This is a genomic window from Corynebacterium sp. HMSC073B01, from assembly GCF_001838255.1.
GTDB classification, from domain to species: Bacteria; Actinomycetota; Actinomycetes; order Mycobacteriales; family Mycobacteriaceae; genus Corynebacterium; species Corynebacterium jeikeium_D.
This window is the reverse complement of record NZ_KV836137.1, coordinates 114,066-130,145: the sequence shown is the minus strand read 5'-3', so window position 1 is coordinate 130,145 and position 16,080 is coordinate 114,066. Positions and strand designations below refer to the sequence as shown.

At 59.3% G+C, this 16,080-nt stretch carries 12 protein-coding genes and 1 tRNA gene; 7 read left to right on the top strand and 6 right to left on the bottom strand.

All coding sequences use genetic code 11. The features are described from left to right. Positions 1-154: 154 nt before the first annotated feature. The 3 genes from HMPREF2849_RS01050 (at position 155) to HMPREF2849_RS01040 (ending at position 4,194) form a co-directional block, all read left to right on the top strand. On the top strand, positions 155-691 hold the full coding sequence (locus HMPREF2849_RS01050) for a YceI family protein (RefSeq protein WP_070595697.1): 537 nt from the start codon (positions 155-157) through the stop codon (positions 689-691). Positions 692-839: 148 nt separating this feature from the next. Further along, the gene (locus tag HMPREF2849_RS01045) at positions 840-2,210 is read left to right on the top strand and encodes a pyridoxal phosphate-dependent aminotransferase (protein WP_370449407.1); all 1,371 of its coding nucleotides are present in this window, start codon (positions 840-842) and stop codon (positions 2,208-2,210) included. A gap of 544 nt (positions 2,211-2,754) precedes the next feature. Then, positions 2,755-4,194, top strand: coding sequence for a YibE/F family protein (locus tag HMPREF2849_RS01040; protein WP_070862476.1), 1,440 nt, complete (start codon positions 2,755-2,757; stop codon positions 4,192-4,194). Here HMPREF2849_RS01040 and HMPREF2849_RS01035 read toward each other — a convergent pair. After that, positions 4,191-5,573: a UDP-glucose dehydrogenase family protein gene (locus HMPREF2849_RS01035; RefSeq protein ID WP_070602390.1), complete on the bottom strand. Its 1,383-nt coding sequence runs from the start codon at positions 5,571-5,573 to the stop codon at positions 4,191-4,193. The genes HMPREF2849_RS01040 and HMPREF2849_RS01035 overlap by 4 nt on opposite strands. Before the next feature lie 201 nt (positions 5,574-5,774). After that, positions 5,775-6,356: a dCTP deaminase gene (gene dcd / locus HMPREF2849_RS01030; protein ID WP_005511764.1), complete on the bottom strand. Its 582-nt coding sequence runs from the start codon at positions 6,354-6,356 to the stop codon at positions 5,775-5,777. 265 nt (positions 6,357-6,621) lie between these two features. On the opposite strand from dcd, the gene HMPREF2849_RS01025 reads away from it, so the two are divergent. Then, positions 6,622-6,692, top strand: a tRNA-Gly gene (locus tag HMPREF2849_RS01025). A gap of 131 nt (positions 6,693-6,823) precedes the next feature. Here the strand turns inward: HMPREF2849_RS01025 and HMPREF2849_RS01020 are convergent. The 3 genes from HMPREF2849_RS01020 to HMPREF2849_RS01010 are packed head-to-tail and all read right to left on the bottom strand — an operon-like array spanning position 6,824 to position 10,025. Next, a complete protein-coding gene (locus tag HMPREF2849_RS01020; protein ID WP_070862475.1) occupies positions 6,824-7,471 on the bottom strand; it encodes a response regulator transcription factor in 648 nt (215 codons plus the stop codon). Next, the gene (locus HMPREF2849_RS01015) at positions 7,468-8,637 is read right to left on the bottom strand and encodes a sensor histidine kinase (RefSeq protein WP_070566712.1); all 1,170 of its coding nucleotides are present in this window, start codon (positions 8,635-8,637) and stop codon (positions 7,468-7,470) included. The genes HMPREF2849_RS01020 and HMPREF2849_RS01015 overlap by 4 nt, the downstream gene beginning before the upstream one ends. Before the next feature lie 56 nt (positions 8,638-8,693). Continuing rightward, positions 8,694-10,025, bottom strand: coding sequence for an MFS transporter (locus HMPREF2849_RS01010; RefSeq protein WP_049193191.1), 1,332 nt, complete (start codon positions 10,023-10,025; stop codon positions 8,694-8,696). A gap of 184 nt (positions 10,026-10,209) precedes the next feature. Between HMPREF2849_RS01010 and HMPREF2849_RS01005 the strand changes: the two genes are divergently transcribed. The 3 genes from HMPREF2849_RS01005 to HMPREF2849_RS00995 all read left to right on the top strand — a co-directional run bounded on the left by HMPREF2849_RS01005 (position 10,210) and on the right by HMPREF2849_RS00995 (position 14,712). After that, positions 10,210-10,689 (top strand): universal stress protein, encoded by a 480-nt coding sequence (locus tag HMPREF2849_RS01005; RefSeq protein WP_005510532.1) that lies wholly within the window; start codon positions 10,210-10,212, stop codon positions 10,687-10,689. Between the two features lie 196 nt (positions 10,690-10,885). Then, a complete protein-coding gene (locus HMPREF2849_RS01000; RefSeq protein WP_005510537.1) occupies positions 10,886-11,080 on the top strand; it encodes a DUF2613 domain-containing protein in 195 nt (64 codons plus the stop codon). Between the two features lie 29 nt (positions 11,081-11,109). Next, complete coding sequence (locus HMPREF2849_RS00995; protein WP_070862474.1) at positions 11,110-14,712, top strand: alpha-(1->3)-arabinofuranosyltransferase domain-containing protein; 3,603 nt, start codon at positions 11,110-11,112, stop codon at positions 14,710-14,712. Between the two features lie 6 nt (positions 14,713-14,718). Here the strand turns inward: HMPREF2849_RS00995 and HMPREF2849_RS00990 are convergent, their stop codons facing one another. Next, positions 14,719-15,939 (bottom strand): acyltransferase family protein, encoded by a 1,221-nt coding sequence (locus tag HMPREF2849_RS00990; RefSeq protein ID WP_246822071.1) that lies wholly within the window; start codon positions 15,937-15,939, stop codon positions 14,719-14,721. Positions 15,940-16,080: the final 141 nt, after the last annotated feature.

The window sequence follows — 16,080 nt, the reverse complement described above, 5'->3', positions numbered from 1 at the left end:
GCGCTTCTAAAAAATATTCGGCATTTTCTTTGAAATTTGTTGACACATCATCACATCTAGAGTTATCGTTGACACGTCAACACCGGAAGTTGGTTCCGGCGGACAAAAATACTTCGAAACATTCGAGATACTTTTAACTTTTAGGAGATTCACTATGGCTCTTCAGTCTGGCAACTACGTTCTTGATGCACAGCACTCCACCGTTGGATTCACCGTTCGTCACGCAATGATCACTAAGGTCCACGGTCAGTTCACTGAGTTTGAGTCCGTTATTAATTTTGATGCCGACAAGCCGGAGAATTCCACGGCAAAGGCGACCATTCAGGCGAACTCCATCAACACCAACAATGAAGAGCGCGACAACCACCTGCGCTCGAAGGACTTCTTCGGCACCGACGAAAACCCAACCTTCGAATTCGTTTCCACCGCTATCGAGCTCCAGAGCGAAGAAAAGGCCACCGTTACCGGCGACCTGACCATCAACGGCATCATCAAGCCGGTCACCCTGGATGTCGACATTTTCGGCTCCGCTGAAGACCCATGGGGGCAGACTCGCGTTGGCTTCGAGGCAGCCACCAAGATTGACCGCACCGATTTCGGCATCGATTACAACGCTCCTATTAAGACTGGCGGCCTGCTCCTTGGCAACGAGATTTCCCTGCAGATCGACGGCTCCGCAGTTAAGCAGTAACTAGCAGCCAGAACCCCAGCTGCCCGCAACCCAGTAAAGCGTCCTGCATCCTCATGCAGGGCGCTTTTGCGCAATTAATGTGCAATTAATCTGCCCCCGCTGTGAGAAAAGCATGGTGCGGGAGCAAAAAAGTGGCATGCTTAGACAGGTGAGTTCCAGTAAAGACACTTCCCAGGGCACCGAAACCACCAACGAGACAACGCAGGACGCTCAGGCTGCGCAGGCCGCTCAGGCCGAGCAGTCCCGTGCTGCCCGTGTTGCCGCCCGTCGTGGAAACATCAGGGCACCTCGCCGCACTCCACTGAAGACACTGGACCAATCCTCCAAGCTGCAGAACGTCCTCTACGACATTCGCGGTCCGGTGACTACTCTCGCCGAGCAGATGGAGGCCGACGGCCACCGCATCATGATGCTCAACACTGGCAATCCGGCGAAGTTCGGCTTTGATGCACCTGACACCATCGTGCAGGACATGGTCCGCGCTCTCCCCCACGCACAGGGCTATTCCGAGTCCAAGGGTATTTACTCCGCACGCCGTGCCGTCGTCACGCGCTATGAGATGGACCCGGACTTCCCCCGTTTCGACGTCAACGACGTCTGGCTGGGCAACGGCGTCTCCGAGCTGATTTCCATCACCACGCAGGCGCTGCTCAACGAGGGCGATGAGGTCCTCATTCCAGCTCCGGATTACCCGCTCTGGACTGCAGCAACCACCCTCGCCGGCGGCAAGGCCGTCCACTACACGTGCGATGAGGAGAATAACTGGGCCCCGGATGTCGAAGACATTCGCTCGAAGGTGACGGATCGCACGAAGGCGATTGTCATCATCAACCCGAACAATCCGACCGGCGCGGTCTACACACGCCAGACACTCGAAGCCATCGTGGATATCGCTCGTGAGCACTCGCTCCTGCTGCTTTCCGACGAAATCTACGACCGCATCCTCTACGACGATGCAGAGCACATTTCCACTGCCTCCTTGGCCCCGGATTTGCTCTGTATCACCTTCAACGGCTTGTCCAAGACCTACCGTGTGGCCGGTTACCGCGCGGGCTGGATGGTGCTGACTGGCCCGAAGCGCCACGCAGAGGGCTTTATCGAGGGCATCAACTTGCTGGCCAGCACCCGTCTATGCCCGAATGTCCCTGCTCAACACGGCATTCAGGTGGCACTCGGCGGCTACCAGTCCATCGAGGACTTGATCTTGCCAGGCGGTCGCCTGCTGGAGCAGCGCAATGTCGCCTACGAGGGACTGACCTCAATTCCGGGCGTAAGCTGCGTGAAGCCGATGGGAGCAATGTACGCATTCCCGAAGCTGGATCCGAACGTCTACGAAATTCACGATGACGAGAAGCTGATGCTCGACATCCTGCGTGAAGAGAAGATCCTGATGGTCGGCGGCTCTGGCTTCAACTACCCGACGCCGGATCACTTCCGGATTGTCACCCTGCCGTGGGCACGCGACCTGAAGGAAGCTATCGAGCGCCTGGGCAACTTCCTGGTCAGCTACAAGCAATAGCAGTACTTAAGGTTGCGCACGCTACTGGTTCTGCCCTTCTCACATATCGATGCGCTATTCACTTATGGACACACTGGAGCGCATCGATGAGTGAGTATTGCATCGATAGGTGGGCCATAGCGCTGATGACCACGGCTCGGCGCGCCGGAATGGCGGTACGCCTTCCGGTGCTGGTGCAGCTATTAGGTTATTAAGGGTGGGCAGGCATTCAAAAGATTCAATGAACTCTGACAACCAGCAACCTTTTCGCATTGCTGCGGGTTCCGACATAGGCGCGCATCTCGACGTACTGAAGAACTCGAACAGCGGCTCCTCTACCGGCCGGTTCCGGGCTGTCAATACCGCGAATCAACCCAACTCTGCAACCTCGGCTGCCCCAGCACGACATGCAGAACCAGCCGCACATTCAAAACCAGCACCGGTACGGCAAAACGAACCTGCACAAGCCAAACCAAAACCAACGAAACCGCGGCACAACCCCACAAGAGCACGTCGCTTACTGGCCACAGTTCTTACAGTTGCTGGTATTGCCACTTTCCTCGCAGTGATTGGGCTCTGGCCATCGGGTGAAGCTCCGAGCCCAGGGCCGGGATTCCTGCAGTCACAGACGTCAGCTGCAGAGACGGTCAAGGGAACCGTCGTAAAGCACAGCGTCGGCGCGTGCAATTCGCCTGACAACGGACGCGTCTTCGATGACCAGCCGCGGCCAGGACTGGCGGCCTCCCTCAATGACCCCGCGGCGCCGAAATGCCAGCTCTCGGTCATTGAGCTGACCTCGGGCCCAGACGAGGGCAAGAAGACGCTTCTGGAGGCATCCGGCCTGCCCGGAGAAATCGAGCTGGCGGAGGGCGACAAGGTCGTCCTGGCAATTCACCGTCCAAACGCGGCCGGTACCGGAGCTGTCGACAATGGTGCCGTGCCGGATCCGGGGTTGATGACACCGGCTCCCGGCGTTGTTCCCGCGCCTGCCCCTGAGGGCGCAGAGGGTGAGCCTGCTCCTGATGCAGAGGCTCCGGCACCAGCTCCAGCCCCGGAGCAGGAACCAGCACCTGAATCCGACGCAGAAGCCCCCGCTGCCCCCGCTGCCCCCGAAGCTCCTGCTCCTGCCACCGACACTAATGTCGTCGACCTCGCGCCCGATCAGGTTGTCGACACCGCTAGCATCGGCAACACCTACACCTTCCTGGACATGGATCGCACCACGACCATCTGGATGTGGCTCGGCGCAGCGGTGCTGCTCATCATCCTCGTCGGCATGACTCGCGGAGTCTTGAGCCTCATTGGTCTTGGCATCACGCTGGCCGCAGTGATGGGATTCCTGGTTCCGGCACTGCTACGCGGTGGCGATCCTGTGGCCTTAGCCATCACGGCGGGCGCGGCGATCCTCTTCCCGGTGCTCTTCCTCGTACATGGCATCAATTGGAAGTCAGCTTCCGCACTGGCGGGAACACTCACCACGATGGTGTTGGCGGCGGGCCTGGCCAACCTCGCAATCTCCACGTCACAGCTACGTGGTCTCGGCAACGAGGACAACCTGCTCATTCAGCTTTACCTGCCTGACGTCTCCGTCACAGGTCTGCTTCTGGCGGGATTCATCATCGGCGCGTTGGGCGTGCTTAACGACGTCACCATCGCCCAGGCATCGACCGTCCAGGAGCTTTACGAAGCAGCTCCGCGGTCGCGGCCTATGGAGGTCTTCCGCTCGGCAATGCGCGTCGGTCGCGATCACATCGCGTCGATGGTCTACACACTGGTACTGGCGTACCTCGGCACCGCACTACCGCTATCGATTTTGTTAAGCGTCTCCGACCGGCCGCTGATGCAGTCGTTGACCTCCGATGTCGTGGCCACAGAGCTGCTGCGTTCCACCATCGGTGCGGTGGCTTTGGTACTCGCAGTGCCGATTACCACCCTCATCGCCGCCTATACCGTGGCCCCGGAGGGTATGAAGTTTCCGAAGCGCTCGAGGGCGGCTAGCATTTAGCCGCGGCCGAGGCAGGTGACATCCCAGCCTGCGGCACGCCACTGGTCGGCTGGCAGGCAGTTGCGGCCGTCGAGCACTGCTGCACGCTTGACCAGCTTCTTCGCAGCCACCGGGTCGATGTCGCGGAACTGCTGCCACTCGGTGGCGACGACAACCATCTCCGTGCCTTCCAGGGCAGCTTCGATGCTCGGTGCGTACTCCAAGGTCGGGAAATTCTTCTTGGCGTTCTCCATGGCCTGCGGGTCATAAACACTCACCGAAGCGCCCGCCAGAGACAGCGAACCAGCAATCGACAGCGCCGGGGAGTCACGCACATCGTCAGAGTTCGGCTTGAAAGCCGCACCCAGCACGGTCACGGTGTGGCCGAGCAGCGAGCCGCCGAAGCTACCACGCACCAGGTCAACGGTCTTTTCACGGCGACGCATGTTAATCGCATCGACCTCACGCAGGAAGGTCAGCGCCTGGTCAACGCCCAGCTCACCGGCGCGGGCCATGAATGCGCGGATATCCTTCGGCAGGCAACCGCCGCCGAAGCCCAGACCCGCGTTGAGGAAGCGGCGGCCAATTCGGGCATCCATACCGATGGCGTCGGCAAGCGTAGTGATATCCGCACCTGTGACCTCACAGATTTCAGAGACCGCGTTGATGAAGGAAATCTTGGTGGCGAGGAATGCGTTCGCCGACACCTTCACCAGCTCTGCGGTGGCAGTGTCCGCGACGATAAGCGGCGTCTCGCGCTCGAAGATAGGACCGAAGCACTCGCGCAGGCTGTCCTCAGCGATTGACTCGACCTCCTGACCAGCACCATTGAGGATCATGCCCGGCTTCTGGGTGCCCAGCACCACACGGTCCGGCTCCAGGGTGTCCTTTACCGCGAAGCCCTCGCGCAGGAACTCCGGATTCCAGGCGATCTCGAGGCTGGTGTTCTTCAACTGCTCATCACCGGCTGCGGCGCGCTCACCGATCATCTTCGCAGCCAGCTCCTGCAGGCGCGGTGCGGTACCGACGGGCACAGTGGACTTACCAAACACTAAATGCTTGCCGACGACGCGCTTAGCCAATTCGGTAATAGCTGCGTCCACATAGCGAACATCGGCGGCGTACGAGCCCTTAACCTGCGGAGTTCCGACACCTACGAAGTGGACGTTCGCAAATTCAACGGCTTCGTCGTAGTTAGTGGTGAAACGTAGTCGCCCCGACTCAACGTGCTTCTTTAGCAGTTCGGGCAAGCCAGGCTCAAAGAAAGGAACTTGGCCTGCGGACAATGCCTCAATCTTGGCGGGATCAACATCTACGCCGAGAACCTCGTGACCTAACTCCGCCATCGCCGCGGCATGAGTGGCGCCAAGGTAACCCGTACCAATAACCGTAATACGCATAAGGGCTATTATTTATCGAAAGATAAAAGGCCATCAAGCCGATTTAACCCTTAAATGGTGTGAACTAAAGGCCCATATTTAGGCTTTTCACCTGCGAAAACTCTTTATTGAACAATTGTTTCCATTTCTTCACCGAGAATTCACTCGGGGCTATTCACAATTCATTTATATTCCGAGTTCATATCCCGAGTTTCAGGTGCCTTATTCCTCATCGCGGAAGTTCAGGTAAGCACGCGACGGCGTCGGGCCGCGCTGCCCCTGATACTTCGAACCGAGCTTGCCGGAACCGTAAGGCACCTCTGCCGGCGAGGACATCTTGAACAGTGCCAGCTGGCCGACCTTCATGTTCGGCCACAGTGCGATAGGCAAGTTCGCCACATTGGATAGCTCCAGCGTGATGTGGCCTGAAAACCCTGGGTCAATAAAGCCGGCGGTCGAGTGCGTTGCCAGGCCCAGACGCCCCAGCGAAGACTTACCTTCCAGGCGGCCTGCCAGGTGCGGAGGAATAGTGAAGTACTCCAGGGTCGATGCCAGGACGAACTCGCCCGGGTGAAGAATGAAGGGCTGCCCTTCTGGAACCTCGTGCGGGGACGTCAGTTCTTCCTGCGGCAACTTCGGATCGATGTGCGTGTACTGCGAGTTGTTAAAAACTCGGAAGAACTTGTCCAGACGCACGTCGATGGACGAAGGCTGAATCATCTTCGGGTCAAAAGGATCAATGCCGAGATGGCCGGAGCCTTCGGCATCGATAGCGGCACGAATATCACGATCTGAGAGCAACACATAGACCAGCTTAACCGCTCTGTAATGCACAGCGTGTGCGGGTTGCAGGATATGCCCGCACTGAATCCCCCGGGAAGGACTGGATAAGGTCCTACAAGGAGATCAGCGCTTAACCCGAAAAGACGGACAGAGGGTCTTCAAGACCAATTTTTTCGACACGAATCGAGAGTGCTACATTGAAGTTACAGAGGGCGACTGATTGCCTGCATGCCACACCTACTGTGCCAATCCCGTGGCGTGCTTTTAATCATTCCGCCTACTGTGTGCCGATGTAGTTCAATGGTAGAACTCCTGCTTCCCAAGCAGGCGGCGCGGGTTCGATTCCCGTCATCGGCTCCGCCAATGAGGCTCAGCGTCAAGCTGAGCCTCATTTTTGTTTCCGCTGCTTTTCGGCTACATCCCGCGGTGCCACAACAACCAAACAACTCCGATTAGCACATCCGAGTAACGCTTTTGCGCAGTACAACCTAAGCCGACGGCGATGGCGCGGTATATCTCAGCCACCGCAACACTGCTTTGACACGACGGTTGTTATCTTCCGGTTGGAAGCCGAGCTTTAAAAACACATTCGCCACATGTTTACTCACAGCGCCTGCGGTTAGTACCAGGCGTTTTTCCATTTCCTTATTACTGAGCCCCTGCGCCATCAGGTCGAGCACTTCGCGCTCACGTGGAGTCAGCTCGGCGATGCCGTCCTGCTTTGCGGCCAGTAGCGTCGAAACCACTTCAGGATCGACCACGGTACCGCCGCCGCGGACCTCTTCCAGTACTGCGACGAAGTGCTCGACATCTGAGACACGTTCTTTCAGCAAGTACCCAAAGCCACCATGCTGCAGCAGGCAATCCAGGTAGCTGGCCGCCACGTATTGGCTGAGCACGACAACCGGCTGGTCGGGGTTGACCTGGCGAAGTGTGGAGACCGCGAGCAGTCCGTCGTCACGCATGTTCGGCGGCATCCGGACATCGGTGACGATGACATCGAACGCCTGCTCTTCGGCGGTGGCGAGCAGCTGATCTGCATCGCCGACGGCGACAACCTCGTGCCCCAGCGCCCGCAGCAGGCCGGTCAGCCCCTCGCGCAAGAGTACGGAGTCCTCTGCCAGCAGTACTTTCATCGCGTCCTTCCTTGGCGAATCGGCAGTTCCAGCAGCAATTGGGCTCCACCGTCGGCGTTGGTGAGTTCCACGGTTCCACCGAGCGCTGCCGCCCGTTCGCGCAGGCCCGCAATGCCGGTTCCACTGTCATGCTTTACGACGTCTACAGCGTCTGCACTCGTTGGTTTTTCCAGGCCTTCGCCATTGTCGCGCACAGTGACCGTAAGCGTACCCAGATGGGACACGAGCGCCTTCTTCGGAGTCTGAACCGCGAGAGTGATATCAGCTCGATCGGCATGGCCATGCTTGGTGGCGTTGGTCAGCCCCTCCGCTGCGCAGTGGTAAGCGAGCAGCGCTGTGGTTTCATCAATCGGGCCGAAGTCGGAGACACCGTCCTCACGAACAGAAACCTCCATGCCAGAGTGCGCTGCCAATTCCTCTACTGCTGCGACTAGGCCATTTTCGAAAAGCACTGGCGGGGCAACGCCAAGCACCACGGAGCGCAGCTGCGCAAGAGCCTGCGTTGCATTGCGGTCGGCGGCGGAGAGTGCCTCGGCTACTTCTTCTTCAGTCTTACCCATGCGAGCAGCAGCGATGTTGAGTTTCAAGGCGGTCAGGTGTTGCTGTGGACCGTCGTGAAGCTCGCGCTCAATGCGACGGCGCTCGCCTGAGAAAGAGTCGATGAGCACATCGCGGGACTGGCTGACTTCCTCACTGGATGGTGCGAGGATGACGCGAGAGAGCCAAATGGACAGCAGGCCAGCACCGAGGTTGATGGCGATGGTCAGCACCAAAAAGACGATGGCGAAAACCCAGGCAACCCCGATTTTCTGTGTGGGGTCAGTCAGAGTCCAGCTGAAAAACTGCACTTCATCAACCAGGAATGGTGCAGCGAAGAGCACTCCGACAGTGAACCCGCCGCCGACCCACGCTGTGAAGGTGACAAAGCCAATGGCCAACTGCACGAGCAGGTTGACGAAGTTGCGGATGTCGAACCAGCGATTGGTCACGCGGTTGGCGATTGGGGTGCCGGACCACGATGCTGCCCACCGGGAGAGCCAATCGGCACCGCGGCCAATGAGCGGAATCCAGGGCAGAAGAAAAGCGGAGACAATCAATCCCGGAATGAACAGCAGTCCGAGAATAAAACTCCAGGCCAGCGCGATTAAATTCTTTTTCTTTGTCATAGTTTCAAAGCTAAGTTGGCCCGTGTCCAAATACAGTGGAGCTAACTCCCCTAAATTCAGTCGAGCTGAATACGTCCCGGCTTCTTTTCGCCGATACCACGGTCGGCCAGTTCGTCATCAATGTACGTTGGCCGACCGACAATCAACCCAAGCACTGCTAGCACCACCGTGGTGCCAAGCAGCACGACCAGAATCGGTGTCCATGTTTCCGCGGTTCCGGCGGCTACGCCTACCAGGAGGGGCCCGACTGCGGAGAAAACGTAGCCGATTGGCTGCACGAAGCCGGACAGTCGCGCGGTCAGCTCGTGACTGCGCGTGCGGCCCGGAATCAGTGCGATGGCCATGGGGAAACAAAAACCACCCACACCCAGCAGGAACGCAGCGCCAATCGCATACCCCACACCAGTTTCCGCCGCTCCCCGCTGGTCGATCAGAATCATCAACGCATACCCGAGGAAGAAAAGGCAGCCGAGAACAAAGGCAACGTAGGACATGGTGCGGAGCCGTGCAATCAGCGGCGGCATCAGCAGTCCGCCGATGATGCCCAACCCTTGAACAATCATGGACGCTGCAGTGGCTATGTTTACGCTGATACCTGCGTCGATAAGCATTTTCGGCATCCAGCCCATGAGCACGTAGGCGTTCATCGACTGCACGCCGAAGAAAACTGCCAGTGCAATGGCTGTCGGTGACTTCCAGATTGGTGTGCTTGCCGAGGCACTGACCGGCGCCTTCGGGTAGTCGAATCCGATGCGTGCACGCAGCGGCAACCACACGACGAGCTGCACCAGGGCGGTGATTGCCCATGCGGCAAGCGCCCAGCGCCACATTTCGATACCACCTGCAGATGTCTCGGGAGAATCGCTAATCAAAAATGCCGTCGCTGGCCCCAGTCCACCGCCGAGGGCGAGCATGCTGGAGTACAGCATCATCAGCACGACCGTATGGCGACCACCGTGCACCTTAATCCACGCAGGTAGCAGCACATTTCCCAGCGCAATGCCCGCAACCGATAACGCAGTAAACAACAGCAATAGCCAGATGCTGCTCACCCACGGGCGCACCGCAAGGCCGACAAATAGCAACGTCGCAGACAGTGTAAGCGCGCCGCTTAAGCCCATCCGCTTGCCGACGGACACCGCGGACAACCCAATCGCGAAAAACGCGAGCCCCGGAATGGCCGTAATCAGACCACCAAAGGCGGAGGATGCGCCGAGGTCGGAGAGGAGCTGATCGAGCACCGGACCGATCGACGCGATACTCGGTCGCAAGTTCAGCGCCGCAACGATTACGGCTATGACAAGGACGGGGACGCCGAGTGCAATGGCGTTCTTCGAGGACCCAGGAACTTTTGATTGAGGTTGCCCTGGATTTTGTTCTGCTGCCATAACAGTGGACGTTACCGCTTTCTGTTAATGACTCTCTATCTGATTCAAGCCGCTCGTTCGGAGTAGCTTTAAAGATTGACGTACTCGATGTCGCTGTTGTCCTATCCTGGACTACAGCGACATCTCTTTTTCTGTATCTATTGACAGTCTTTCGGCTATCTCTGACGTAAGGATTGAACTGAAAATGGTTGAACCGATTTCTGATTCCATGCTCATTGCCTATGACGGCTCCGACGAAGCCAAGCGGGCGCTGGCCTACGCCGGAAAACTGCTGCGCGTTAAGAAGGCCTACATTCTGACTGCCTGGGAGCCTCTACAGCGTGCTGCTGCTCGCACTGCTGGCGCCTCCGGCATGATGCAGCCCGACTGGGATGCCACTACTGAAGACGGCGATCCGGCACACGACGAGGCTGTTCGTATTTGCCGTGAGGGTGTGCAGATTGCCGCTGAGGCCGGCTTCGTCGCCGAGCCTTACTTGGTAGAGACCGAAACTACTATCTGGTCGGCCATCGTCGATGCAGCTCACGACCTCGATGCGGGCGTGATTATCTCCGGCACTCGCGGTGTGACTGGTTTGCGTGGTCTGTTTACCGCCTCGACCTCTGACGCGTTGCTGAAGAATGCTGGCCGCCCGGTCCTTGTCGTTCCGGGGGAAAAGGAATAATTTCTAGAAAATTTTTAAAAACTTACTTAGCTGATAGAAAATGGGTTAATCTCTCAACTAAGAAAACTCAATGACCGCTGAAACCACCCAAAATTCAAGGCAGGGAGAGATTCCCAGCTGTTCCACTGGTTTACAGATGTCACAGAGTGTAGTTTTATAAACAGTATTGACTTAATGCACACGAGGAGTCCTCAACATGGCATACGAAACTGATTCCGAGCAGCGTCGTAGCGTTGGCCCTGCCCTGGCCTCGGCGCTCATTGGCGCCCTTCTCGGTGGTGCCGCTATCTTCGGCATCGGCCAGGCTCTGACCGAAGACCGAATTCCGGAAGCACAGGCTGTTTCCACCGATGACGCTCTGCTTGGCGGTGTCGAGTACGGTCAGCGTTAAGCCCTTAACGCTAACCCTCCTTTAACGCTATGCCCACCTTTGTTCGAGCGCGTAAGCGCGTGCTTGTACCTTGGTGGGTTTTGCTGTGCCTGCTGGCATTCATCCAGTCCCCCGGCAAGACTGTCGCTGACACAAAGCACGACCTGACAGAAGACCCCATCGGGTTTTTGTCCGCCTCGCTCAACATGTGGTCAGACACCATGCCACTGGGACAGCTCCAAAACCAGGCATATGGCTATCTCTTTCCGCAGGGCGCATTCTTCGCGCTGTTCAGCTTGCTGCCCGATGTCCTAGCGCCCGGCTGGCTGATCCAGGCGCTGTGGTGGAGCCTTACTCTCTGCTTGGCTTTTACCGGCGCATATCGCGTGGCCGAAGCTATAGGCGTCGGCACGCATACCTCTCGCGTACTGGCGGCGTTATTGTACGCGTTGTCGCCGCGTGTGATTACGACGTTGGGCGCGATTTCGTCCGAGACCTGGCCCGTAGCGCTGGCACCGTGGATTCTGCTTCCGCTCCTACGGGTCGCGGCCCGGCGCGAGGAACTGCCCTGGCGTGCGACTGCCCGTGCCGTATTGCTGTCCGGTCTAGCGGTACTGTGCACTGGCGCGGTCAATGCGGTCAGTACAGCTGCGGCTTGCATCCCCGCAGGTCTGATGCTGCTCTTCTTCGCTTTTACGGGGCCTCGCCGCGGGCGTGCGTGGGCGATGCTCGGCGGTTGGCTGGCTGCGTGTGCAGCGGTCAGCATGTGGTGGATTGTGCCACTACTGCTGCTGGGCAAGTACTCACCACCGTTTACGGACTACATCGAGTCCTCCGGCGTGACCACTCGTTGGTTGAGTCTCGGCGAGACGCTCCGCGGCTCCACTTCGTGGACCCCGTTTGTCTCTTTCGAGCGAGTGGGCGGAAATGCGCTGGTCGCGGAGCCCATTCTCATTTACGCCACTCTGGCCGTAGCGGCGATTGGTCTGCTTGGCTTGGTCATGCGCTCACTGCCGCTGCGTCGGATGTGGCTGATGATGCTGCTCATCGGGCTTGTCATCGTGGCGGCCTGGACGGAGCCATTCGGGCTGGTGTGGGAATCGGCTCGAGAGGTGCTCGATTCCACGCTCGCAGCAGTACGCAACCTGCACAAATTCGACACAATTGTGCGCCTGCCACTTGTTATCGGCTTCGCTCATGCGACAGCCCAGCTGCCATGGCCGTGGCGAGAGCCGGCGAACGAGCACAAGAACGAGCGCGCTGACCAGTCGCCGAGCGATTCAGCAGCCACTGGCTGGCAGCAGTGGCTGCACCCTGAGAAGCACCCGCGCGCTATCGCATCGATGCTGGTTCTGGTGGTTATCGCCAGTGCCACCGCCCCTGCGTGGAGCGCCCGCCTCGCTCCGGCAGGCGGTTTTTCCGAGGTTCCGGGCTACTGGCACGAAGCTGCCGACTGGCTGAATGAGCAGGGCGAGGACACCCGCACGCTGGTGGTGCCATCATCGCCGTTTGCTGATCAGACATGGGGCAATACTCGCGACGAACCGCTCCAGCCGCTTGCCGACGTGCCTTGGGCCGTCCGCGATACCGTGCCACTAGTGCCCCCAGAGGCGATTCGCGGCCTCGATGGTCTGCGCGATTCGCTGACTCGGGGCCGCGAGGTACCGGCACTGGATGCCACCCTGCGCAACAATGGCATCGGCTATGTGCTGGTCCGCCACGACTTGAGAGTTACCTCGAGGGGCGATTCGCTGCGCGCCATCACCTCCACGCTGCAGGACTCCCCGACCATGGAAAAGGTGGCGGAGTTCACGGACGAGGACGGCCATACCGCTATCCAGATTTGGGGCGCGGGCCCGAAGGAGCTGCGCAATCACGCCCTTTCGCCGCGGTTGGTGGACACTACACAGGTGCCGCTGGTCGCCGGTGGTCCTGAAGTGCTCCCGCGGCTTGATGAGGTCGATTCCGATGCCCCGGTGCGCATCCTGTCCGGTAAGAACGCCGGCACTGTCACCGACACTCCCGCACGCCGCGGCCGCAACTATGGTGAAGTCGTCGGAGCGGAGTCGGCAATCCTGGCCGAAGACGAGGACTCATATGTCCGCAACCTCGTTCCGGACTACCCCGTCGCGGGACTGCCGCTAACCCAGACAGCAACGGGTCGCGCCACAATTGAGGTTTCATCGTCGGCCTCTGAGCCATACAACGTCGGTGGTGCATCGGCTGACCACTCGGTCAACGCAATGCTCGACGGCGACACCTCCACCTGGTGGGAACCCCTGGCAGGCAAGAGTCAGGCTGAGTGGGTCAAGCTGTCGTGGAAGGAACCGACCGATAACGCAGTGCTCAGCCTGACCGGTGCTCGCGTTCCGGCGCAACTGCGCATCCAGACCGATACAGCTTCCAGCTCCGTACAGTTGGTCCCGGGTGAGACGACCCGCATTCCGCTGCCCGGCGGCAAGACCACATCTGTGCTCATCACAGCAAAGATTGCTCCTGTGGGCTTTGCTATCTCCGAGCTAGGACTGGTGATTCCAAAGCGGGATACCGGCTTCGACGCATTCGAATCCAGCAACCCCGATTCCGATGAAGAGGCGGAACTTTCCGCCGAGGATATAGCGGAGGACCTCACGCCGGTTCGTGTCCCGGTGGTACCGAATTCCTCGTCGCTGGCTCAGCGTTGGGTCTTTGGCCAGGAGATTCACGAGGGCACGCTGGTGCGCCTGTTCACCGTTCCGAAGCCGGTAAAGGTGAAGGTCGATGCTGATACCTGCCGCAGCAGCATCGGAGACCCGTGGGCCAGCCTCCAACGAGGTGACGGTTCTGATCACCGCGAGCTGACCTGTGGTGAAGAGATTGAGCTCTCGCCGGGGCCATGGCGCATCGATGCCAAGTCCGATTGGGTGTCGCTCACCTCGACTGACTACTTTGCGCCGTCAGCTGAGCAGCAGAAGGTCACGCCAATCGACCTGAACAATCCCATTGAGGCTGCCGACCACGATCGCATCGTGTGGCTGCCAATCTCTGTCAATGCTGGCCACGAACTTCGTGTCGGAGGTGCCGCCATGAAGCCGGTAACGGTCTCTGGTTGGCAGCAGGGTTGGACGATTCCGGCTGGAATTGGTGGTGCCGTCGAGCTGACCTATCCACCGCAGCAGACCTGGCGTACTGGAATCCTCGCAGGCGGCGCACTCGCAGCCGTGTACGCGCTGGTCGCTGTGGGGCTGGCTTTCGCTTGGCGACGATTCGCTCTCACCACCCCGATTCCCGCATCTTCGCTGAGCAAGGACTTGCCGCGGGCGGCTATTGGCATTGCGGCTGCCGCGACAGTGACCCTGGTATCCAGCTGGCCTGGCGTGGTCGTTGCCCTCGTGGTGGTTGCCGCTACCCTTGGTGCGGTTTTCTGGGCACGGAAGCGTGGGGACGTCGTCAAGCCATGGCTGAACGTGCGAAACGGACTAATTGTGGCACTTGCTGCGACGATGTCGATTGCGGGCTTGGTGCTGGCGGCGAACCCATGGCCAAAGGATGACTACGCCGGTGCCGGCTGGCCGCTTCAGTTACTGCTGACGGCGGCGCTGACGATCGTGGCGTGCTGCTCGGTGCTTTCCGGTGGCGGTGCAGATGACAACACCGACAACACCGCTGATTAAAAGCCGTTAGCGGTTGACCCAGACGCGTGCGAAGAAGCGGCGGGCAGGTTCCTCGACGAGCGCGTAGGAGGCGGCGGCCACCGGAATCGACAGTGCGACCGTGACAATGGTGACACTGAGCAGATGTCCGGTGAACAGCTTCACGCCAAGCAGCGGGAATGCAATGGAGAGCATCGCCACGTGCCAGAGGAAGATACCGTACGACCAGCGCCCTAGCGCCTGCATGATGGGGTGTTCAAGGAAGCGAGACTCCGGCGCTATCGTCCAGGGGCCGATGATGGCGGCACCGAAGACCAGACCGCACAGCAGGCGGCGGGTGAATTCCCAGTTGGTGAGCTCGACTAGCCCTTCGGGACCCAGGTAGGAAGCCAGAACCAGCGCACCAACGGCGATCGCCAGCCACAGCGAACGGCGGCGTGCCCAGCGCTGCATGGTCTCCACCTTCGCGCGGGCGGCATCGGTATCGACGCCCTGGAGCGATTCCAGCTCGGCGAGAATCATGCCAGCTGCGAACCAGGAAAAGTAGGCAATCGGCTGAATATGCGGGTTAACGCCTTCTGGGTACGGCAGTGGCAGGTAGGGCCAGCCGAAGCTCAAGATCGCAAGCAGGGAAATTGCCACTATGCGGCGCCCCTGCTGGCGATGCGGGTCCAACCGGCTAAGCCCAATGGCAAACAGCGGCAGCGAGATGTAGAACGCGACCTCCACCGACAACGACCACAGGTGCGTCAACCCACCGTGCAGCGAGCCGGAGAAATACACCTGTGTCAGCGTCAGATTTGTTAGCCAAATCTTGAGATCCGCGCCGCGCCCCACCGGCAGTGCGATGAGCACAATAAGCACTAGCACCCAGTACGCGGGCATAATGCGCGCGACGCGCTTCTTGTAGTACTTCGCCCAGCTCTTCTTCCGTCCGCCGTCGGTATCGGACAATGCTTTACGACGGGGAATTCCGCCGTAACCCGAGCGGTGAGAACGCCACAACAGGAATCCGGACAGCACGAAGAAAACGGCCACGAAGAAGTCGAAGCGGCCGAGGATGCGCTCCCACAGGGCTCCCACATCATGCCCGGTCTGGAATGCGACGTGCGTGCCGATGATGCCCATCGAAGCCACAGCTCGCAGGCCCTCCAGCGAAGGCAGGAAGCCTGGGCGGAATGTGGTGGCAGAGCTCGATGCAGTGCTGGATCCCGAGCTGGATACAGTGTTCGGCGTAGAGTTCGGCACAGAGCTCGACACTGTGTCTTGCCCAGCGTTTGGCGCTGCCGCATATGCCTTGGACGTCATAGTACTTTCTTACACGGATACCGGAATGAGTAAAATCACTTGTATTTTATTATGAAATAAGTCCTGTTCAGGCCGGTTTTT

Bases quoted from the DNA above. Each gene is read 5' to 3' on its own strand.
- HMPREF2849_RS01050 (WP_070595697.1), top strand. From the start codon at position 155: ATGGCTCTTCAGTCTGGCAACTACGTTCTTGATGCACAGCACTCCACC.
- HMPREF2849_RS01035 (WP_070602390.1), bottom strand. From the start codon at position 5,573: ATGCGTATTACGGTTATTGGTACGGGTTACCTTGGCGCCACTCATGCC.
- HMPREF2849_RS01020 (WP_070862475.1), bottom strand. From the start codon at position 7,471: ATGAAAGTACTGCTGGCAGAGGACTCCGTACTCTTGCGCGAGGGGCTG.
- HMPREF2849_RS01015 (WP_070566712.1), bottom strand. From the start codon at position 8,637: ATGACAAAGAAAAAGAATTTAATCGCGCTGGCCTGGAGTTTTATTCTC.
- HMPREF2849_RS01010 (WP_049193191.1), bottom strand. From the start codon at position 10,025: ATGGCAGCAGAACAAAATCCAGGGCAACCTCAATCAAAAGTTCCTGGG.
- HMPREF2849_RS01005 (WP_005510532.1), top strand. From the start codon at position 10,210: ATGGTTGAACCGATTTCTGATTCCATGCTCATTGCCTATGACGGCTCC.
- HMPREF2849_RS01000 (WP_005510537.1), top strand. From the start codon at position 10,886: ATGGCATACGAAACTGATTCCGAGCAGCGTCGTAGCGTTGGCCCTGCC.
- HMPREF2849_RS00995 (WP_070862474.1), top strand. From the start codon at position 11,110: ATGCCCACCTTTGTTCGAGCGCGTAAGCGCGTGCTTGTACCTTGGTGG.